This is a genomic window from Micromonospora yongxingensis, from assembly GCF_052601155.1.
In genome coordinates this window covers 94,645-110,566 of the sequence record NZ_JBQXEO010000010.1, presented here as the reverse complement: position 1 = coordinate 110,566, position 15,922 = coordinate 94,645, and the positions used below count along the sequence as shown (strand labels likewise).

14 protein-coding genes are annotated in these 15,922 nt (G+C 69.9%); 9 read left to right on the top strand and 5 right to left on the bottom strand.

The features are described from left to right. Positions 1-123: 123 nt before the first annotated feature. On the bottom strand, positions 124-342 hold the full coding sequence (locus ACTWLT_RS14745) for a hypothetical protein (protein WP_445318868.1): 219 nt from the start codon (positions 340-342) through the stop codon (positions 124-126). 162 nt (positions 343-504) lie between these two features. On the opposite strand from ACTWLT_RS14745, the gene ACTWLT_RS14740 reads away from it, so the two are divergent. Further along, positions 505-1,131 carry a maleylpyruvate isomerase N-terminal domain-containing protein gene (locus ACTWLT_RS14740; RefSeq protein WP_445318867.1) on the top strand — a complete coding sequence of 209 codons (627 nt, stop codon included), beginning with the start codon at positions 505-507 and terminating at the stop codon, positions 1,129-1,131. Positions 1,132-1,388: 257 nt separating this feature from the next. Here ACTWLT_RS14740 and ACTWLT_RS14735 read toward each other — a convergent pair whose 3' ends face one another. Beyond that, positions 1,389-1,970, bottom strand: a complete 582-nt coding sequence (locus tag ACTWLT_RS14735) for a hypothetical protein (RefSeq protein ID WP_445318866.1) — start codon at positions 1,968-1,970, stop codon at positions 1,389-1,391. A 945-nt stretch (positions 1,971-2,915) separates the two neighbouring features. Between ACTWLT_RS14735 and ACTWLT_RS14730 the strand changes: the two genes are divergently transcribed. Then, entirely contained in the window at positions 2,916-3,245 is a 330-nt protein-coding gene (locus ACTWLT_RS14730; RefSeq protein ID WP_252414474.1) for a TraR/DksA family transcriptional regulator, read from the top strand. Between the two features lie 51 nt (positions 3,246-3,296). Here the strand turns inward: ACTWLT_RS14730 and ACTWLT_RS14725 are convergent, their stop codons facing one another. Together ACTWLT_RS14725 and ACTWLT_RS14720 are read right to left on the bottom strand one after the other, a co-directional pair. Beyond that, positions 3,297-3,548, bottom strand: a complete 252-nt coding sequence (locus ACTWLT_RS14725) for a cation:proton antiporter regulatory subunit (RefSeq protein WP_252414476.1) — start codon at positions 3,546-3,548, stop codon at positions 3,297-3,299. Positions 3,549-3,744: 196 nt separating this feature from the next. Further along, on the bottom strand, positions 3,745-3,954 hold the full coding sequence (locus tag ACTWLT_RS14720; protein WP_445318865.1) for a hypothetical protein: 210 nt from the start codon (positions 3,952-3,954) through the stop codon (positions 3,745-3,747). Between the two features lie 142 nt (positions 3,955-4,096). Between ACTWLT_RS14720 and ACTWLT_RS14715 the strand changes: the two genes are divergently transcribed. The 4 genes from ACTWLT_RS14715 (at position 4,097) to ACTWLT_RS14700 (ending at position 9,913) form a co-directional block, all read left to right on the top strand. Further along, positions 4,097-4,567, top strand: coding sequence for a phage holin family protein (locus tag ACTWLT_RS14715; RefSeq protein WP_252414480.1), 471 nt, complete (start codon positions 4,097-4,099; stop codon positions 4,565-4,567). Between the two features lie 561 nt (positions 4,568-5,128). Beyond that, a complete protein-coding gene (locus tag ACTWLT_RS14710) occupies positions 5,129-6,058 on the top strand; it encodes a diacylglycerol/lipid kinase family protein (protein WP_445318864.1) in 930 nt (309 codons plus the stop codon). 369 nt (positions 6,059-6,427) lie between these two features. After that, the gene (locus tag ACTWLT_RS14705; protein ID WP_445318863.1) at positions 6,428-7,042 is read left to right on the top strand and encodes a hypothetical protein; all 615 of its coding nucleotides are present in this window, start codon (positions 6,428-6,430) and stop codon (positions 7,040-7,042) included. 423 nt (positions 7,043-7,465) lie between these two features. After that, positions 7,466-9,913 carry a CehA/McbA family metallohydrolase gene (locus tag ACTWLT_RS14700; protein ID WP_445318862.1) on the top strand — a complete coding sequence of 816 codons (2,448 nt, stop codon included), beginning with the start codon at positions 7,466-7,468 and terminating at the stop codon, positions 9,911-9,913. Positions 9,914-10,135: 222 nt separating this feature from the next. On the opposite strand, the gene ACTWLT_RS14695 is transcribed toward ACTWLT_RS14700, so the two are convergent. Continuing rightward, positions 10,136-11,398, bottom strand: coding sequence for a winged helix DNA-binding domain-containing protein (locus tag ACTWLT_RS14695; RefSeq protein ID WP_445318861.1), 1,263 nt, complete (start codon positions 11,396-11,398; stop codon positions 10,136-10,138). A gap of 416 nt (positions 11,399-11,814) precedes the next feature. Between ACTWLT_RS14695 and ACTWLT_RS14690 the strand changes: the two genes are divergently transcribed. The 3 genes from ACTWLT_RS14690 (at position 11,815) to ACTWLT_RS14680 (ending at position 15,896) form a co-directional block, all read left to right on the top strand. Then, positions 11,815-12,543: a Crp/Fnr family transcriptional regulator gene (locus ACTWLT_RS14690; RefSeq protein WP_445318860.1), complete on the top strand. Its 729-nt coding sequence runs from the start codon at positions 11,815-11,817 to the stop codon at positions 12,541-12,543. Then, the gene (gene fabD, locus ACTWLT_RS14685; RefSeq protein ID WP_445318859.1) at positions 12,540-14,909 is read left to right on the top strand and encodes an ACP S-malonyltransferase; all 2,370 of its coding nucleotides are present in this window, start codon (positions 12,540-12,542) and stop codon (positions 14,907-14,909) included. Before ACTWLT_RS14690 ends, fabD begins: the two co-directional genes overlap by 4 nt. Before the next feature lie 135 nt (positions 14,910-15,044). Next, complete coding sequence (locus ACTWLT_RS14680) at positions 15,045-15,896, top strand: cupin-like domain-containing protein (RefSeq protein WP_445318858.1); 852 nt, start codon at positions 15,045-15,047, stop codon at positions 15,894-15,896. The last annotated feature ends 26 nt before the right edge of the window (positions 15,897-15,922 follow it).

The window sequence follows — 15,922 nt, the reverse complement described above, 5'->3', positions numbered from 1 at the left end:
TAGAGCCGCTGGGACTGACCAACCACCTCCCACAGTGTCTGAGCCCACTGCGAACACGCCGGCCGTCCAGAGCCGTCGGTAGAGCGTTTCGTCATCGCCGCGACTGGCTGAGCATCTGCATCTTCAGCGGCGGAACGAATAGCTTTGGCCCGAGGGCAGACGAGAGCGGTTCTGGGCGGCTACCTTGCCCTGCTCGATCGCGACGACTGGTGCACGGTCGCTCGCGCTGGGCTGCCCGCTGGTGATCACCGTGTTACCTGGCTGGTCGAAGCGCTGGATGTCGCGTTGCGCTCGGGCGACGCCGACGAGCAGGCGCTCGGCTACGCGCTGTTGGAGGACCACGGAGCGCTCACGCCGGGCGCTCGGACCCCGCCGTGACACCGACTACGACGGTCCCCACCGAGCGTCCGCTCATGTCGATGGTCGCGCACTCGCAAGGGGGTCGCTCCTCGCCGGCGCGTGCGGGGATGACAAGGGTTCCCGTGCGCGCATAACGTGCATTCGATGATCCGACCCGCGTTCCTGCAAGCCGCCGAGACCGCCATGGCCCTGTTGCGCAATCCGATACTGGCCGAGCAATGGTCCTCGCCCAGCGCACTGCCGGACTTCTCCACCGGCGGCCTCGCCCGCCATCTGGCCAACCAGGTCACTCAGACCGTGACGTTCCTCGCCGCGCCGCCAGGAGAATCGGCGATCTCGGTGCTGGAGCACTACACCGGCAACGCCTGGGTGACTTCAGGCGTGGGTAGTGCCGACAACATCGACATCCGGCGCCGCAGCGAGCAGACAGCTGCAGCGACGACCGCCAGGGAGCTGGCGGACGCCGTCGATGAGGCATTGGCCGACCTGGGTGCCACGGTGCCAGCGCAACCGCCCGACCGCATCGTGGACCTGGGCGACTGGGGCCTAAGGGTCGACGACTTCCTGCTGACCCGGGTCATGGAGCTGGTCGTGCACACCGACGACCTGGCAGTCAGCCTCGGCTTGCCGACGCCACCGATGCCGCGGACAGCGACTGAAGCGACAATCCAGCTGCTGAGCAGCCTCGCGGCCTGGCGACACGGTTCCCTGAACGTGATACGCGCGCTAGCTCGGCAAGAACGAGCTCCCACCTCCATCTCCGCCCTCTAGCTGGTGGAGCGCTCGCTCTGCACTGTCCTCATCTAGCCGCGATCCGCGCGACCACTTGGGCGCAAGATAATTTGCACTCCGTAATCACGATTTCGGCCTGGCTCGGACAGGGTTCGTCGCAAACGCCGATGGCCGGATCGATCGCACAGGTGCCGGGCCGCCGTAGTCAATCGTTGAACGTCGCTTCGGACCTGTGCTACCGCCGGCTCACCGAAAACAACCATCTGGAATGAGCCTTAATCGCCGCGGAATGCGCCTCACCCGGCTAAAGGACTGGCGTGACCGGCGGGCCGCATGGACAGCACGGACAACGACAGCAGCAGGATGCCGCCGATCAGGAAGTAGGTACCGGAGGCCACCATGTAGGCCAAACCCAACTCGGGATTGGCCGCCTTGGCTCCCCATTGAACGATCTCGCCCCCGACGGCGGCCGACAGCAGCAATCCCAGCAGCGGGGCGGCCGCTCGGCCGAGGCGGAGAAGCCGCGGATTACCGCACAGCACCGCAGTCGCCACTACCAGCGCCACCAGGCCCAGCATCGGGGTCAGGAAAGGAAGGTCCGTGGTCCGCAGCGCAGAGACCGGATCACCGTTCGAGGCCAACGGCGCGAACATCGCCACCATCATCGCGAGGAATCCGGCACCGGCCATGATGTACGGCAGCGGCGAGGACAGCCCGTTGGGCGATGCCGCCATCGCGGCCCCGCCCGGCGCGGGAGGTGTCGTGAAGTAGGGCGGCGGGGCGGGCTGCGCGGGCACCGGCTGCGACGAGCCCTCGGCCCGGGGAGGTTGGCTCGGCGGCACCGAAGGACGGGTGCCCTCGTGGTCTGCAGCTGTCACCCCTGCAGTATCGCAGTCGATTGAAATCGACCGGGCCCAGCCCAACCTAAAGGGACGTCTCGTAACCCGTCGTCTGTCGGTTGGGGCGTCGGGCAGGATGCCAGGGTGCAGGTGATCACGGCAGCCCGCCCGGAGTGGATCGCGTGCAGCCCGCCAACGGCGGAGTGGTCGCGTACGCCATACACGGCGACGACCGGACCGGCTGCTCGACGGACCTGCGGCTGCGGTTACCGGCCGAGGGCGCCGACCAGCGACCAATCGGCTGGCGGATCCGGACCGACAACAGCACACGCACGCCGACGGACCAGGTGCGGGTGATCGCTCCGCCGGACGCGTCACGGTCACAGCCGGCGGCGCACCCCCGGCCACGGTCAGCCTCGACCGCGTCGAACGCCGGCACCACCCGGACACCGCGGAACAAGCCGGCCACCCTCACCGCCTACTCCAGGCAACGGCAGCGTCCTCGGAACCACTCCATTGCCGCCGGTGGAGGCCGACATGTCGGGCCTGCCGGGCGAGAGCCGGCTACCAGGGTGACCCCCTGACGAACCGAGAGCGGGGCCGAGCCGTCGTCGACGGCTCGGCCCCGCGAGCAGGTATTGAGATAGTCGTGGTCGGAGCGGGGTGCCACCGCGGGCGTTGGCTTTAGGGCAACCATCAACCTATGGTGGGGGCATGTCGCCGGTGACGTTCCGCTCGCCTGCCGTCACTGAGGCGGCGGCACCCGGCGCTGCCCACGTGACGACGGCGGCGCACCTCATGGCCGGGATGCGGGTGCCGGTTGTCCGCCCGCTGCACATCGCGCCCACGCACAGGCTGTCGAGCCCGGCGCGAACCGGCCGAGGCCCTCCCGCGGAATCGTTGCATCCCAGAACGACCGCCAGGGCGAAGCTATTCGAGCTTCGGCCCTTCTTCTTTTTCACGTCCCATTCCGAAAGGTGAATCATGAGCGTCGATCATCGTACTGTCGACCAGCGTTGGCTGGCTGATCTGCGAGCGTCCCTGGCGGACGACTTCGCCACACAGACGGCTCGGCTGCGAGAACTGACCGAGCTCAACGCGGACACCGGCGACCCGAGCGAGGCCCATCACCAGGCCGCGCTACTGGTGGCCACCCGCCGCAACATCGAGCAGATCACCGGCGCGCTGAGCCGGATCAGCGACGGCACCTACGGTGCCTGCGAGAAGTGCCGCCAGTCCATCCCGGCCGAGCGGCTCGAGGTTCTTCCGCACGCCCGCTTCTGCGTGCCGTGCCAGGAGAAGCACAACAGGTGACGCCCGGTGTGGCTGCCGTGCCGCGATGCGCGGCACGGCAGCCACACGCCGTTACCCGCGAGACGGTTCCGCGACGGTGACGACGTCCAGGACGTCAAGGATGCCGAGGAGCCCGGCGAGGGCCACGGCCTCGGCGCGGGTCAGGGTCAGACAGCAGGTGGCGTCGGGATCGTCGTGGGAGTCGTAGACGAGGTCTCGCCGGCCGCCGGGATGGTGCGTGACCACACCGACGCGACGGCCTTCAGCGGTGGTGAACATGCGGCGTACCCCGATACCGGGCAGCGGGGTCAGTTCGACATTCATGACAACTCCAAGAGGGATCGGGGAAGCCGCTTCGGCGGCGGACGCGGGCCGGCGAGCGTGGTCAGGCGTGGTTCGGCCGGCGCGGCGACAGTTCGGCTGGTCATGGAGGTCAGCCGGGCGGCGACAGTCGGATGAGTGGCACCGCCGCCGGTGAGCAGCGTCCCGGTCGGAACCGGCGTGAGCCGGGGCGAGTGGGTCAGGCGATGGCGGGCGTGTGCTGCGGCGGAGCACGATCCGCCGACCAGGCGGGCACGCAACCAGGGATCGCCCGCCGTGCGGAGCGGAACACGATGCACAGCCCGATCGACCGGGTGGCGGAGAGCACCATCACGACCACGGCAAGCACCAGCATCGTCGGCAGCGGCATGCGCTCGCCGACGCGCCGAAGGGTGCGCCGATCGTGCATGCCGCACACCATAGCCGTCGCCCAGTGTGTCGGCCACGTCCTCGTCCGGTGACTGTCGTGGCCCCGGCAGCACAGTCGTCCAGGTATAGCGGTGATGTTTGCGGGTAAGCGGCCGACCGCAGCGAGGCGGAGGGGGCGACCGATGAGTGATCCAGCGGCGCAACGGTCCGGAGCATCCGGACCGGCGGTCAGTCCGACCGAGCGGTTGGCTGCGGACGTGGCCGAGGTGGTGCGTGCGGAGGTCCGGGAGATGCGCAGCCAGCTGATGAGGCTGGCTCGGCCGACCGGAGTCGGCTTGGCGCTGCTCGCCACGGCCGGGGGATGTCTCGTCCTGGGAGCCGGGGCCGCCTCGGCGACCGCGTTGCGTGTGCTGGAGACCTTTCTGCCCCGCCGGCTGGCCACCGCGGGACTCACCGGTGGCTACCTCGTTGGCGCCGTCGTGCTGGGACGGGCGGGACTGCACCAGCTGCGCACGGCGGGAGGTGGCTCGGCCTGGCTGGCGGACGAGGTGCAGGCAGCCGTGGCCACCACCGCGAGTCGGGTGGTGCCGGCCGGTGCCGCCGCAGTTCGGGACGAACTCGACCAGTGGGGCTCCGGCCGGCAGGACCGCTGATGTTGACATTTGGGACGGGTGGCGCCGATCGTGGCGTCACCGGTGAACTCGCACCCTGCCGCCGGCTCCGCTATGTCCGTTCCAGGCGCGGCCACTCCGCGAGGTCCCGCAGCAGCTGACGGGCGTGCGTGGCAACGACCACGCCGCGCTCGTGTCGCGGATCGCGTCGGTCAGCTCGTCGACCAGCGCCGACGACAGGTGATTGGTCGGCTCGTCAAGCAGGATCAGCCCCGGGTCGCGCCGTCAACGGCAGGTCGAGGCGCCGCTGCTGCCCCTGCGACATCCGCTCGACCGGCGTGCGCATCGCATCGGAGTCCAGCAGCCCGACTGACCCGAGCGGGACGGCGTCATCGCGGAGGGTCCCGCAGGCCACCGGCCGTCCCACGTGCCGGGCGTACACCTCGCACGCGGTGAGCCCGGGGTCCTGCTCGGCGGTCTCCTGGGTGGGCCGCGCTACCCGTGCCCCTCGCCGTCCGACGTGCCCATGCGTGGGCTCGAGCGAGCCGGCCAGCCGCGGCGAACGGGATGCCGCCCGCCCATCCGGCGATAGGCTCCGGCCTTATGCGAACAAAGCCGGAGCTGAGCGAGGCCGTCCGACGGGAGCGGCGCGCGGCGCTCGTCGTCAACGCCCACTCCCGCAATGGCCGCCGGCTCTACGAGCGCGCTCGGGATCGGCTCACGTCCGCCGGCTTCAAGCTGCTGGCCGCGTACCCGGTCGAGCGGCCCGCCGAACTGGAGCAGAGCCTCGCCGCTGCCGCCGATCTCGGGCCGGACCTGCTGATAGCGGGCGGCGGCGACGGCACGATCAGCACCGCCGCGCGCCTGCTCGCGCACCGTGACATCGCGCTGGGTCTGCTGCCGCTGGGCACCACCAACAACTTCGCGCGCACGGTGGGCGTCCCACTCCACCTCGACGCGGCCGTGGCGGTCCTGGCCGACGGAAAGGTGATTGACGTCGACCTCGGGCTCGTGGGCAGCATGCGGTTCACCAACCACGTCGGCGTCGGCCTGTCCGCCGACGTGATGCTCCGGACGCCGCAGCGTCTCAAGCGGGCCACCGGCCGGCTCGCGTACCCGGTCACCGCGCTGACGCTGCTGACCCGGCACCGTCCGCTGCGCGCCGTGGTGCGCGCGGAGGGACGGGAGCACGAGTTCGTCACCCACCAGCTGTACGTGGCGAACGGCGGCTTCCACGCCGGCCGGCCGATCACCGCGGACGCGGATGCAGACGACCGGCTCCTGGTCGCCTATCCGGTGGGCGGCCGGCCCCGCCACGAGCTGCTGCGGGACACGGCCCGTAACGCTGCGACCGGGCACCGCCGCACCCTCGGCGACGAGCCGTTCCTCGCCGTCCGCCAACTCTGGCTGGAGACCGACCGACCCGCCCCGGTGGAGGTCGACGGCGAGCTGTACGGCGAAACCCCGGTGCGTATCGGCCTGGACGCCAACGCGCTACGCATCATGGCTCCCGCCCACAGCCCGGACCGTTAGCACGCGCCTTCGGGAGCAGGTCGACACCGGGGGCCGCTGGTCAGACGTCGGCGCGGGCGGCGAGGGCGAATTGACGGCAGGAGCTCTTGGTTGTTCTCGGCCGTTGTGGCGGCACCGGTGTGTTGCCGAAAGCAGCGTGGGATCCCCGTACGGCCGCAACATACGCCGACGCCTGGCCACCGCGCTCCGCCGCCTCCGTGACTGCTCACTGCCCCCTTGCCGGTGTCCGGTCGCCTTCCCGGCAGGGGTCCGGTCTCCCGTAGGCGAGGGAGCGATTCCCCCCTCGCAAGGGATGGATGCTGTCCACGCGTCGCGGATCGTGAAGGTCACGCAGGGCCGCGGCACCGCGGCCGGATCGGGAGGAAGACCATGCGCAAGACATTCGGATGGGGAACGGCCGCGGCGGCCACGATGGTGGCGGTGGCGGTGGCGGTGGCGGCGGTGGCGGCGCCGGCCGGGGCCGCGGACGACAGGCCGGCGCGGGTGACCGGGTCGGCCGAGTTCGCTCTGCCGTACGGGCAGGACGGCGACGTGCGCTCGTTCGCCTTCGACGCCCGGTCGGAGCCGTACAGCCGCCCGATTCCGCTTCCGGGCGGGGAGAAGGGCTCGCCCGCCGACGCGACGGGCACGGTGCGGGTCGCGCACTGGCTGGCCAGCGACAACATCACCGTACGGTTCGAAGCGGCAGTCGACTGCATGATCACCAGCCCCGGTCACGCGACCCTGACCGGCATCGTCACCCGCGCCGACAAGGAGGCCCGCGACTTCCTCGGCAAGCGGGTCGGTTTCAGCGTGCAGGACGGCGGCCGCGGCCGCGACCGGGTCGGCTTCACCTGGTCGGCCAGTGCCGACCAGAACGAGGCGGGCCAATGGGGTCCGTCCCGAATCGGTACCTGCCTCGCGCCGGCCGCGTTCGCCACGGTGACTCGCGGGAACTACACGGTGCGGCACGCCGAACTGACGGCACCGCCTGCCGACAACTGACCTCGACCACGACAGGACCACGGCGGGGCGAGAAGATCGCCCCGCCGTGGCGCGTCGCACCGTGCGACCCACCGCACCCGTCCCTCGGCAGATCTGGCTTTCCAGACCGCACCCCACCGCTCGACTCGATCACCGACCTCGCCGTGCCCCCGCCGCGCGGGGCGAGCGGACGCGCGGCATCCTGTCCGGTGCGCGAGGCGCCCTCCGGCACCCGGCATCGCCGCGCACGTCGCCACCCGTCCGCCTCTGCTGGACAAGGGCCGCCGCCGTCGCTCCGTTGTCGCCATTTGATCTTCACCGGCGATTCACGGGACCTACGCATACGGCTGGCTAGCGTTGCCCTCGCTTGATCAATTCGAGCCCACCGACGGCTGCCTCACCAGGACATGTGCGCCGGAGGGATCTGCGCGAGATGAGGGCCGCATGGAGCTAGATCGCCGACAGTTCATCGCCATGGGTGGCGTCGTCGCCGCCGCGGGGCTGCTGCCCGCCACCGCCGCCCAGGCGGACGCGGACACCGCGCGTAAGCCCGGTGGGCGAGACGAGCCGGAGGGCATGTGGCTGCCGGGTGACACCCACGTCCACGACGACCACTCGTCTGACGGCAGCGCACCGCGCCAGCTGTCGAACCAGCGGGACCCGGGGAACCTGCCGGTCAGCGACCAGATCAGCTACGCCGAGTCGGTCGGCCTGGCGTTCCTGCCACTGACCGACCACCGCACGTTCGACCAGCACTGGGACCCGCTGTGGCGGTCCGACAAGTTGCTGCTGCTCACCGGCGAGGAGGTGAACGGCTCGCCGCACGCCGTGGTGCTCGGCGCGGTCGACACCGTGGTGGACGGCGCCAACCCGCCCGGTTCAGCCGCGTTCCGGCACGTCCAGCAGTCGATCTGGGACGCGCACGCCCAGCACGCGTTCTGGTCGGTCGCGCACCCGGACGACGGCGAGTACACCCCCGCCGGTGGGCCGAACGCCAACGCGAGCGCGCAGGGCGTTGACGCCGTGGAGTTGTGGAATGCCAGCAGCAACCCCGACGTCGAGATCGAGTACGCCGAGAACCGCTGGAACCACGGTTTCCGTTTCGGCGGGGTCGCCGCGAGCGACAGCCATTTCAAGGAGTTGCGTCCGGTCAGCGCCCCCGGCCAGCCGACCACCTGGGTTTTCGCCGCCGAGCGCTCGGTCCGTGCCGTCCTCGACGCGCTGAAGGCCGGCCGTACGACGTTGTCGTCCGGTACGGCCGGGCCGTTTGCCACGATCGAGGCCGACGTCGACGGTGACGGCCGGTTCGAGGCGATGGGTGGCGACGAGGTGATCGTGGACAAGCGGGGCCTGCCGAAACGCGCGGCGCTGCGGGTACGGGTCAAGCGGGCCACCGGCATGAAGGTGCTCGTCTACGCCGCCCCGGGCCGCGCGGCGGGACCGGTCGCCACGTACGTCCCGGACAGGGAGGACCAGACCTACCTGCTTCCGCTCACGGTGACCGGCGACCACACCTGGTACCGGGTGGAGGTGCGTGCCCCGGGCGAGTTGTCCGGCCGCGAGGCGGACCCGAACCTGCCCGACCAGTTGCGCGCCGCCACGTCGCCGGTCTTCCTGTCGGTCCGGCGGCCCGCTGTGCCGGCCCCCGAGATCGCGCTTCCGGCGCCGGCCGGCAACGACGACCGGGCGGACCTGGTGGTTGGCCAGCGCGACGGCTTCGCCGGGTTCGCCGACGTCGCCGTGCAGGGTCGCGTCACCCACGTCGTCGCCGAGGTGCACGAGGAGCACCGGACGTCGGTGGTCTACCGCCGGCTCGACGGGCACGGGAACAAGCACCCCGACAAGGAGATCGTCCTGTCCGGCCACTCCGGCACCGCCCGCGCGCCCCGAGTGGTGGCCGCCGACGACGACGTCTGGGTGGTCTGGCAGGACGCGCAGGGCCAGGAGCAGCCGCACCAGCCGGGCATCTGGCTGCGCCACAGCCGCAACGGCGGACGCAGCTTCGCGTCTGCGGTGAAGCTGAGCACCGGGCAGGGGCGGGCCGAGCACCCGGCGCTCGCTCTCCTCGACGGCGAACACCCGGTCGTCGCCTGGGCGGAGAACAGCGGCGGGGCGTTCGACGTTCACGTCCAGGTCGTCGGCGTCGACCGGGCGCCGATGAACGTCTCCGCCGCCGGCAAGGTCATCGTCCCCGGTACGCCCGCCGACGCCCGTTCGCCGATCCATCCGGCCTCACTCTTCCCCGCGGTCGCGGTGACCGAGGACCGGCGGATCGTCGTGACCTGGCAGGACAACCGGTTCGACCCGGACGCGGGGTGGACCGGCCACACCCCGCCAGCCGGCCAACCGGCCAGCGGCGGCACCAACCCCGACAACTGGGAGATCCTGGCCACGGTGCGGCCGGGCGCGAGCAGTGTGTGGGGTGCCCCCGTACGGGTCAGTGCCAACGAGGACGCGGCCGACCGGCATCCGAGCGTGGCGGTGGACCGGGACGGCGGCTACGTCGTCATCTGGGAGTCCAAGGCCCTCTCGGCCGCCGGGGTGAACCTCATGCTGCGCGCGAGCCGGTCGGCCGACGGCGTGACGTGGTCGCCGTCGGAGGCGGTCGCGCTCGACCCGAACGCGATGAGCCAACGGCCCCGGCTCGCCGCCGACCGTGACGGAACCGTCCGGGCCGTCTGGTACGACTCGCGCTCCTCTGACTGGCGCTGGAAGGTCTTCACCTCCCGCCGGACGGCCTCGGGCTGGACACCTCCGGTCCAGGTGAGCACCCTCGGCAACGGCACCTGGCCGGCCGTCGACAAGGGAGCGGTGGTCTTCACCAGCGACCGGCGTGCGCTGCGCACCCAGCGGGACCGCACTCAGGAGGTCTACCTGGTCGCGCAAGGCTGACGCGGTGAGTGGGGCGGCCCCGGCAGGCCGCCCCACGCGACGGCATGCTCTTGCTGCGGAGACACCGAGCGCTTCGAGTCGGTCCGTCGCATCGCTGGCGCAGAGTGCCGTACCGGAGGGACAGCCAGCTCTGGGCGTCCTTGAGGAACTGCCCCGAGATCGGCAGTGAAGCGCCGACCGGCTACGGCGGGGTGAGCTGCCGGTCCAGGCGGTGCGGCCCGATCACCGCTTGTGCCCTGGGCTGTCGGACAGTTCTCGCTCCAGCGGTGTGTGGAACCTTGGGCTGACACGCGACCCGCCGAGCCAGGTGGACAGTCGTTCGGCCTCGGCGGCGATCGCCCTCTGCTCCCGTGCGCCGACGTCGCTAAGGAGACGCCAGTTGATACGGCCTATGCGGTCCTGGGCCCATCCGCCGACCACCTGGCCGTTGACCCACACGGTCGGGCCGGCGTTGCCGGTACGGTCGAACAACGCCGGCGTGCTCTCGGAGGGCAGGTACCAGGCGCGGTCACGCCAGCCCATCACGGTGGAGTCCAGCGCGGGAAGCAGCGCCACCGAGAGCTCCGGTGGCTCGACCGGGTCAAGGTCGTCGGGGCCGACGTATCCGGTCTGGCCCTCGCTCAGCTCCACCGCCACGGCGTGGACGTCCGCCAGGCTCTGACACGTCTGCGTGACGGTCCATCCGGTCCACCAGCGGACATCTGCCTCGGTGACCGGTCCGTAGCGGGCGAGATAGTGGCTGAGCAGGTCGGCTCGTGCGGCCCGCGGCTCGATGGTGGCCATCGGTGCGGGAGGCGACCACGTGTACTGTCCGCTGGTCCACCCGCCGAGCGGACGGCCCCGGCAGATGCGTCCGGTCATCGCCAGGTTGTAGAGGATGCGCATGCTGACCGGCTGTCCCGGGGCGGTGGACGACGGGGAGCTGCTGGGACGGATCTTGGTGCGCAGGACGGGAAGCGCCTCGGCAAGCTCGCGGCCGGTGATCGTGCCCTTGGCGATGACGAGCGCGACGATCGAGTCCTCAATCTCGGTGAGGTGGTCCTCGGTCCAGCCGAGGTGAGCGTCGAGCAGACGCAGAATAGTGGCGCGGTCCCGCAGCGCCAGCGGCCGGGCGGTCGCCTCGAGCACCGTCGGGGCCAGGTCCGCCTGAAGGACGAAGACGGTGCGACGCATGCCGGTCATGCGCGTCATCGACGGCGCGTGCAGGCCGGCGGCGACGTCAACGGGACCGGCGAGTCGCGTACGGGCGGCGACGGACAGGTAGACGGTCGGCGGGTCAGTGGCGTGGATCGCGACGAGCGAGCCGGCAACAGCGCCGGCATCCTTGGCGATACCTTCTGGAATCAACGCATGCCGGACGGAAAGACGGGCTCGCCGTTGACTTTCGGACACGCGCAGCCTCGCGCCGCTTATCATATTCCCGCCCCTCGGCCAATAAGCAGGTTCGCCACTGTGTTGTGGCTGGAAGCGCGCATCAATAGCCACAGTTGCCGACTCTACCAAGATGGGGTCGATCCGGACACGAGAACGCGGCTCTCGGACCACCGCGAGGCCCTCCACTTACCGGAGCAGACCCATCGAAGAACGACGAAATCAGACAGCCTGCGGTTGCGGGAGATGTCTGTTTTTGGACATCAGTCCGATCGGTCGGGCTTACGACCCCGACCTTGTAACAGCACCGTAGCCGCTGTTAAATGACTGAGCGATAACACAGTGTGATCGCCGCTGCGGCTCAAGGTGCGCACCGCTTCGGCGACGTTGACCGAGTGCAAATGCCAACGTGCAAACCGGCAAGCAGATCCTGCGTGTTGGTGGGAGGGGATAAGCCGGCAAAGACCGGACGAGCACCGTTGGCGGCAAGGGAACGAGTCGACTGGGGAACTGTTTTCGGGGGAGAACAGATGCAGATCAAGGAGCGCGTCTCGCTACGGGACGCGGACCGTCAAGTCACCACCTTGCATCGACGAACGGTCCTGGGGAGGATCATTCTCGCAAAGATCGATGAAGGTACGTTTCATGCGCCGGTCAGAAGGCTGCCGCCCGAGGTTCATCTCTACAGTTGGGGCGACTCAGGAGATTGGCTTTATCTGATTAACAGTGGCTGGGTCAAGTCGATGACCTGGTCGCTGAACGGGAAGCCGTGCCTGTTGGAGATCAGTGGGCCAACCGCCATCGTCGGAGTGTCGAGCATCCTGAGGGGACGGCGAGCGGAGACGGCGATGACCAAGAGCCCCACGGAGCTGACGGTGATCGCGCGCGACCAGCTGCACCAGATCACCGACGACCGGATGCTGCGCGATGCCTGGGACCACCATCTAGCCTCACACATCACCGAGCAGCAGGAGACTCTGACGAACTTCGTGACGCTCGACAGCGAGCACCGTTTGGCGATGACCCTGCTGCGGCTGGCCCAGAAGCTCGGTAGCGGCAACGGCGATGGCGATGGCGACGGCCTGATCATCGACTGCCGCGTGACCCATGAGGAGTTGGCGCAGATGGTGGGCACCACCCGGTCGCGTGTCGGCTATTTCCTCAAGCGTTTTCAACAGGCAGGCATGACGAGAAAGCACGGCCACAACATCGTGGTGAACGCCAACGAGCTCACCGACTACCTGACGTCCTGCCGATGACCGGGGCGGGGCGGCCCGCGCAAGCGTGGCTCTTTCCGGGCCAGGGAGCCCAGCGACCCGGGATGGGATTGGACCTGCTGTCTCGGTTCGCTGACCATCGCAAAGCGGCCGACCGGGTGTTGGGCTACTCGATCCGAGATGTGTGCGACGGCACCATCAGCGGCGGCCTTCGCAGGACCGAATACGTCCAGCCCGCCCTGTTCGTCGTCGAATACCTGGCCTTTCTGGCCCGGATGGACTCCGAACCGGCTCCGGCGTTCCTGGCAGGGCACAGCGTCGGAGAGTTGACGGCGTTGTGCGCTGCCGGGTGCTTCGAGTTCGAATGCGGCCTTCGGCTGGTGAAACGACGCGGGGAACTGATGGGCCAGGCCGCGGGTGGGGCGATGGCTGCGGTGGTAGGACTGGCGGCAGACACTCTCGCCGCAGTACTGTCCCACGCGCAGGCAGATGACGTGGATGTGGCCAACTACAATTCGCCGGAGCAGACCGTGTTGTCCGGCCCGCGCGAGACACTCGACGCGCTCGCCACGCGGATACGCGCCGCCGGGGGCCGGTATGTGCCGCTCAACGTCAGCGCGGCGTTTCACTCCCGATACATGGAATTGGCTGCTCGGCAGTTCGCCGCCGACCTCGCCGAGGTGCCGTACGCGCCGCCGCGGATCCCGGTCATCGCCAATGCGACCGCGCAGCCCTACCCTGACCGAAACATCGCCGACCTGCTGACACGCCAGATAACCGCGCCGGTGCGATGGCGGGACAGCATGCGCACCCTGGCCGCACTCGGGGTGCGCGACATTGTCGAGCTCGGCCCTGGAGACGTCCTGACCCGGCTGTGGGCGGCCTGCTCTCCGGATCGAGAGAACGCCTCAGAAAGCGGTACGCCCTCCCCCACCGCGTCCTCGCCGCCAGGCCCGCCCAGCGGGCAGCCCCACCCACCGGCGCCGACACCGGCGACCCGCCCGCCCGCCACCACACCACATCGGTCGGCGCGGCCGAGCGCCGCGTCCTTGGGGTCGGCCACGTTCCGGCGCGACTTCGGCGTGCGGCATGCCTATCTCGCAGGATCGATGTACCGGGGCATCTCCTCCGTCGACCTGGTCGTCCGGATGGCCAACGCCGGGATGCTGGGATTCTTCGGCACCGGCGGACTGCCCCTGACCGAGGTGGAAACCGCCATCGGCCAGCTTCGGACGGCGCTGGGCGACACCGGGCTGTTCGGCATGAACCTGCTGTACGACATCCGTCGCCCGGCGGCGGAAAGCGCGATGGTGGACCTCTATCTCCGTCACGACATCCGCTTCGTCGAGGCAGCCGCCTACACCTCGATCACCCCGGCGCTGGTCCGCTTCAGGCTCCACGGCGCCCACCGGGGACCCGGAGGCCGGCCGGTGGCGGTGCGCCGGGTGCTGGCGAAGGTGTCGCGGCCGGAGGTTGCCACCGCGTTCATGAGCCCGCCACCGAAAGAAGTGGTGGATCGGCTGGTGACGCAGGGACTGCTCACAGAGCAGGAAGCCGCGGTCGGTCAAGAGCTACCGGTGAGCGAGGACGTCTGTGTCGAGGCCGACTCTGCGGGCCACACCGACGGCGGCGTCGCCCTGACGCTGGTACCGAGCTTCACGCGGCTGCGTGACGCCCTGGTGCGCCGGTACAGCCGGCCGGTCGACATCCGTCTCGGCGCCTCCGGTGGCCTCGGCGCGCCGGAGGCCGTCGCTGCGGCGTTCGTGCTCGGCGCGGACTTCGTCGTCACCGGCTCGGTGAACCAGTGCACCGTCGAGGCGGGCACGTCGGCACTGGTAAAGGACATGCTGGCCGATCTTGATGTGCAGGACACCACCTACGCTCCCGCCGGCGACATGTTCGAGCTGGGTGCACGGGTGCAGGTGATGCGCAAGGGCACCCTGTTCGCGGCTCGGGCCAACAAGCTCTACCAGCTGTACCGCAACCATGGGGGCATCGAGGACCTCGACGCGCGTACCCGGGCAACCGTGGAGAGCAGTTGTTTCGGTCAGCCTCTGGAGGAGGTTTGGGAACGGATCCGGCAACGTCACCAGGCCAGAGGTGACACCACCGACATCGCACGCGCCGAGGCAGCTCCCAAGCTGCGGATGGGGATGGTGTTCCGCCAGTACTTCGTGGACAGCACCATCGCGGCGATGGACGGCAAGGTAGAGGACAAAGTGAACTTCCAGGTGCACTGCGGCCCGGCGATGGGCGCCTTCAACAGGTTCGCCGACGAGACCGGACTAGGTCCGTGGCGGCATCGTCACGCCGACGCCATCGCCGAGGCACTGATGTCCGGCGCCGCGGACCTGCTTGGTCGGCACACCGGTGCGACGAGCATCCCGGTCGACGGCACCCTCCCCTAGCCTTGCCCAAGCCGAGCTGCCAGCAGGCCGGCACGGGTGTGCACACTATTGCGCGCCCCAGGTCGCGGGCCTCGGCATACAGTCGGCCAGGCCCTGGGACCGGGGCGGCCGGTGTACCCCTCAGATGAGGTGACCATGAGCGAGAGCACCCAGGTCGAGGCCCTGACGTCGTCGCAGTTCGTCGACCGGTATTTGACCTGGCGCCAACCGGTGGTGGTCCGCGGCGCCGCCGCAGCGTGGAACTGGGCACCCGAATGGGATTTCGCCACGTTGACCAGACGCTTCGGCGAACACAGGGTTCCGCTGTACGACTCTCTGTTCAGCCTCTACGGCGTGTCGACCTTCGGTGCGTACGTCGAACGGCATATCGGCGTCACCTCCCCGGCCGCCCCGCCTTACCTGCGCTGGTACGCCCGACAGAACGCCAGCCGGCTCCCCTGGGCCGACACGGCCTTCACGGCTCTGGCCGACGACTGGAGCATGCCGTCCTGGCTGCCCGATTCGGGCTATGTCTTCCCCCGGCTGCGTGGTCCGGCCGACGCCGCCCGGGATCCGTTCCCTGCCAAGGGGATCTTCGTCTGCGGCGCGCAGGGACGTACTCGGCTGCACGTCGACCCGTGGGCGAGTGACGCCTGCCTGTGCCAGACGACCGGCCGCAAACGGGTCATGCTGTTCAGGCCCGACTCGCTGCCGCTGCTCAGCCGCGACGGTAAACCGGCCGACCTGGTCGATCTCGACCAGCCTGACGAGTCCGCGTTCCCGCACTGGCGGAACGCCGCCGTGGAACTGGACGTGGTGCTCGAGCCGGGTGACTGCATCTACATCCCGGCCGGGTGGCCGCACGCCGCCATCGCCCTCACCGACAGCGTCTCGCTGACCTGGAACTTCGTCCACGAGGTGCACGACGCCGACTTCAGCCGCTACCTGTCCTCCGGCGGCGCGGACGACGCGACGGTCCGCTACTTCACCGCTGCGGACCTGCGCTGACAGCAGGCACCCGCGCCCGGGTGCCC

What these genes read in the sequence shown, in the direction of transcription:
- ACTWLT_RS14710 (WP_445318864.1), top strand. Translation starts at nt 5,129, where the DNA reads ATGCGAACAAAGCCGGAGCTGAGCGAGGCCGTCCGACGGGAGCGGCGC.
- ACTWLT_RS14730 (WP_252414474.1), top strand. Translation starts at nt 2,916, where the DNA reads ATGAGCGTCGATCATCGTACTGTCGACCAGCGTTGGCTGGCTGATCTG.
- ACTWLT_RS14725 (WP_252414476.1), bottom strand. Translation starts at nt 3,548, where the DNA reads ATGAATGTCGAACTGACCCCGCTGCCCGGTATCGGGGTACGCCGCATG.
- ACTWLT_RS14740 (WP_445318867.1), top strand. Translation starts at nt 505, where the DNA reads ATGATCCGACCCGCGTTCCTGCAAGCCGCCGAGACCGCCATGGCCCTG.
- ACTWLT_RS14705 (WP_445318863.1), top strand. Translation starts at nt 6,428, where the DNA reads ATGCGCAAGACATTCGGATGGGGAACGGCCGCGGCGGCCACGATGGTG.
- ACTWLT_RS14680 (WP_445318858.1), top strand. Translation starts at nt 15,045, where the DNA reads ATGAGCGAGAGCACCCAGGTCGAGGCCCTGACGTCGTCGCAGTTCGTC.
- ACTWLT_RS14690 (WP_445318860.1), top strand. Translation starts at nt 11,815, where the DNA reads ATGCAGATCAAGGAGCGCGTCTCGCTACGGGACGCGGACCGTCAAGTC.
- ACTWLT_RS14720 (WP_445318865.1), bottom strand. Translation starts at nt 3,954, where the DNA reads ATGCACGATCGGCGCACCCTTCGGCGCGTCGGCGAGCGCATGCCGCTG.
- fabD (WP_445318859.1), top strand. Translation starts at nt 12,540, where the DNA reads ATGACCGGGGCGGGGCGGCCCGCGCAAGCGTGGCTCTTTCCGGGCCAG.
- ACTWLT_RS14715 (WP_252414480.1), top strand. Translation starts at nt 4,097, where the DNA reads ATGAGTGATCCAGCGGCGCAACGGTCCGGAGCATCCGGACCGGCGGTC.
- ACTWLT_RS14700 (WP_445318862.1), top strand. Translation starts at nt 7,466, where the DNA reads ATGGAGCTAGATCGCCGACAGTTCATCGCCATGGGTGGCGTCGTCGCC.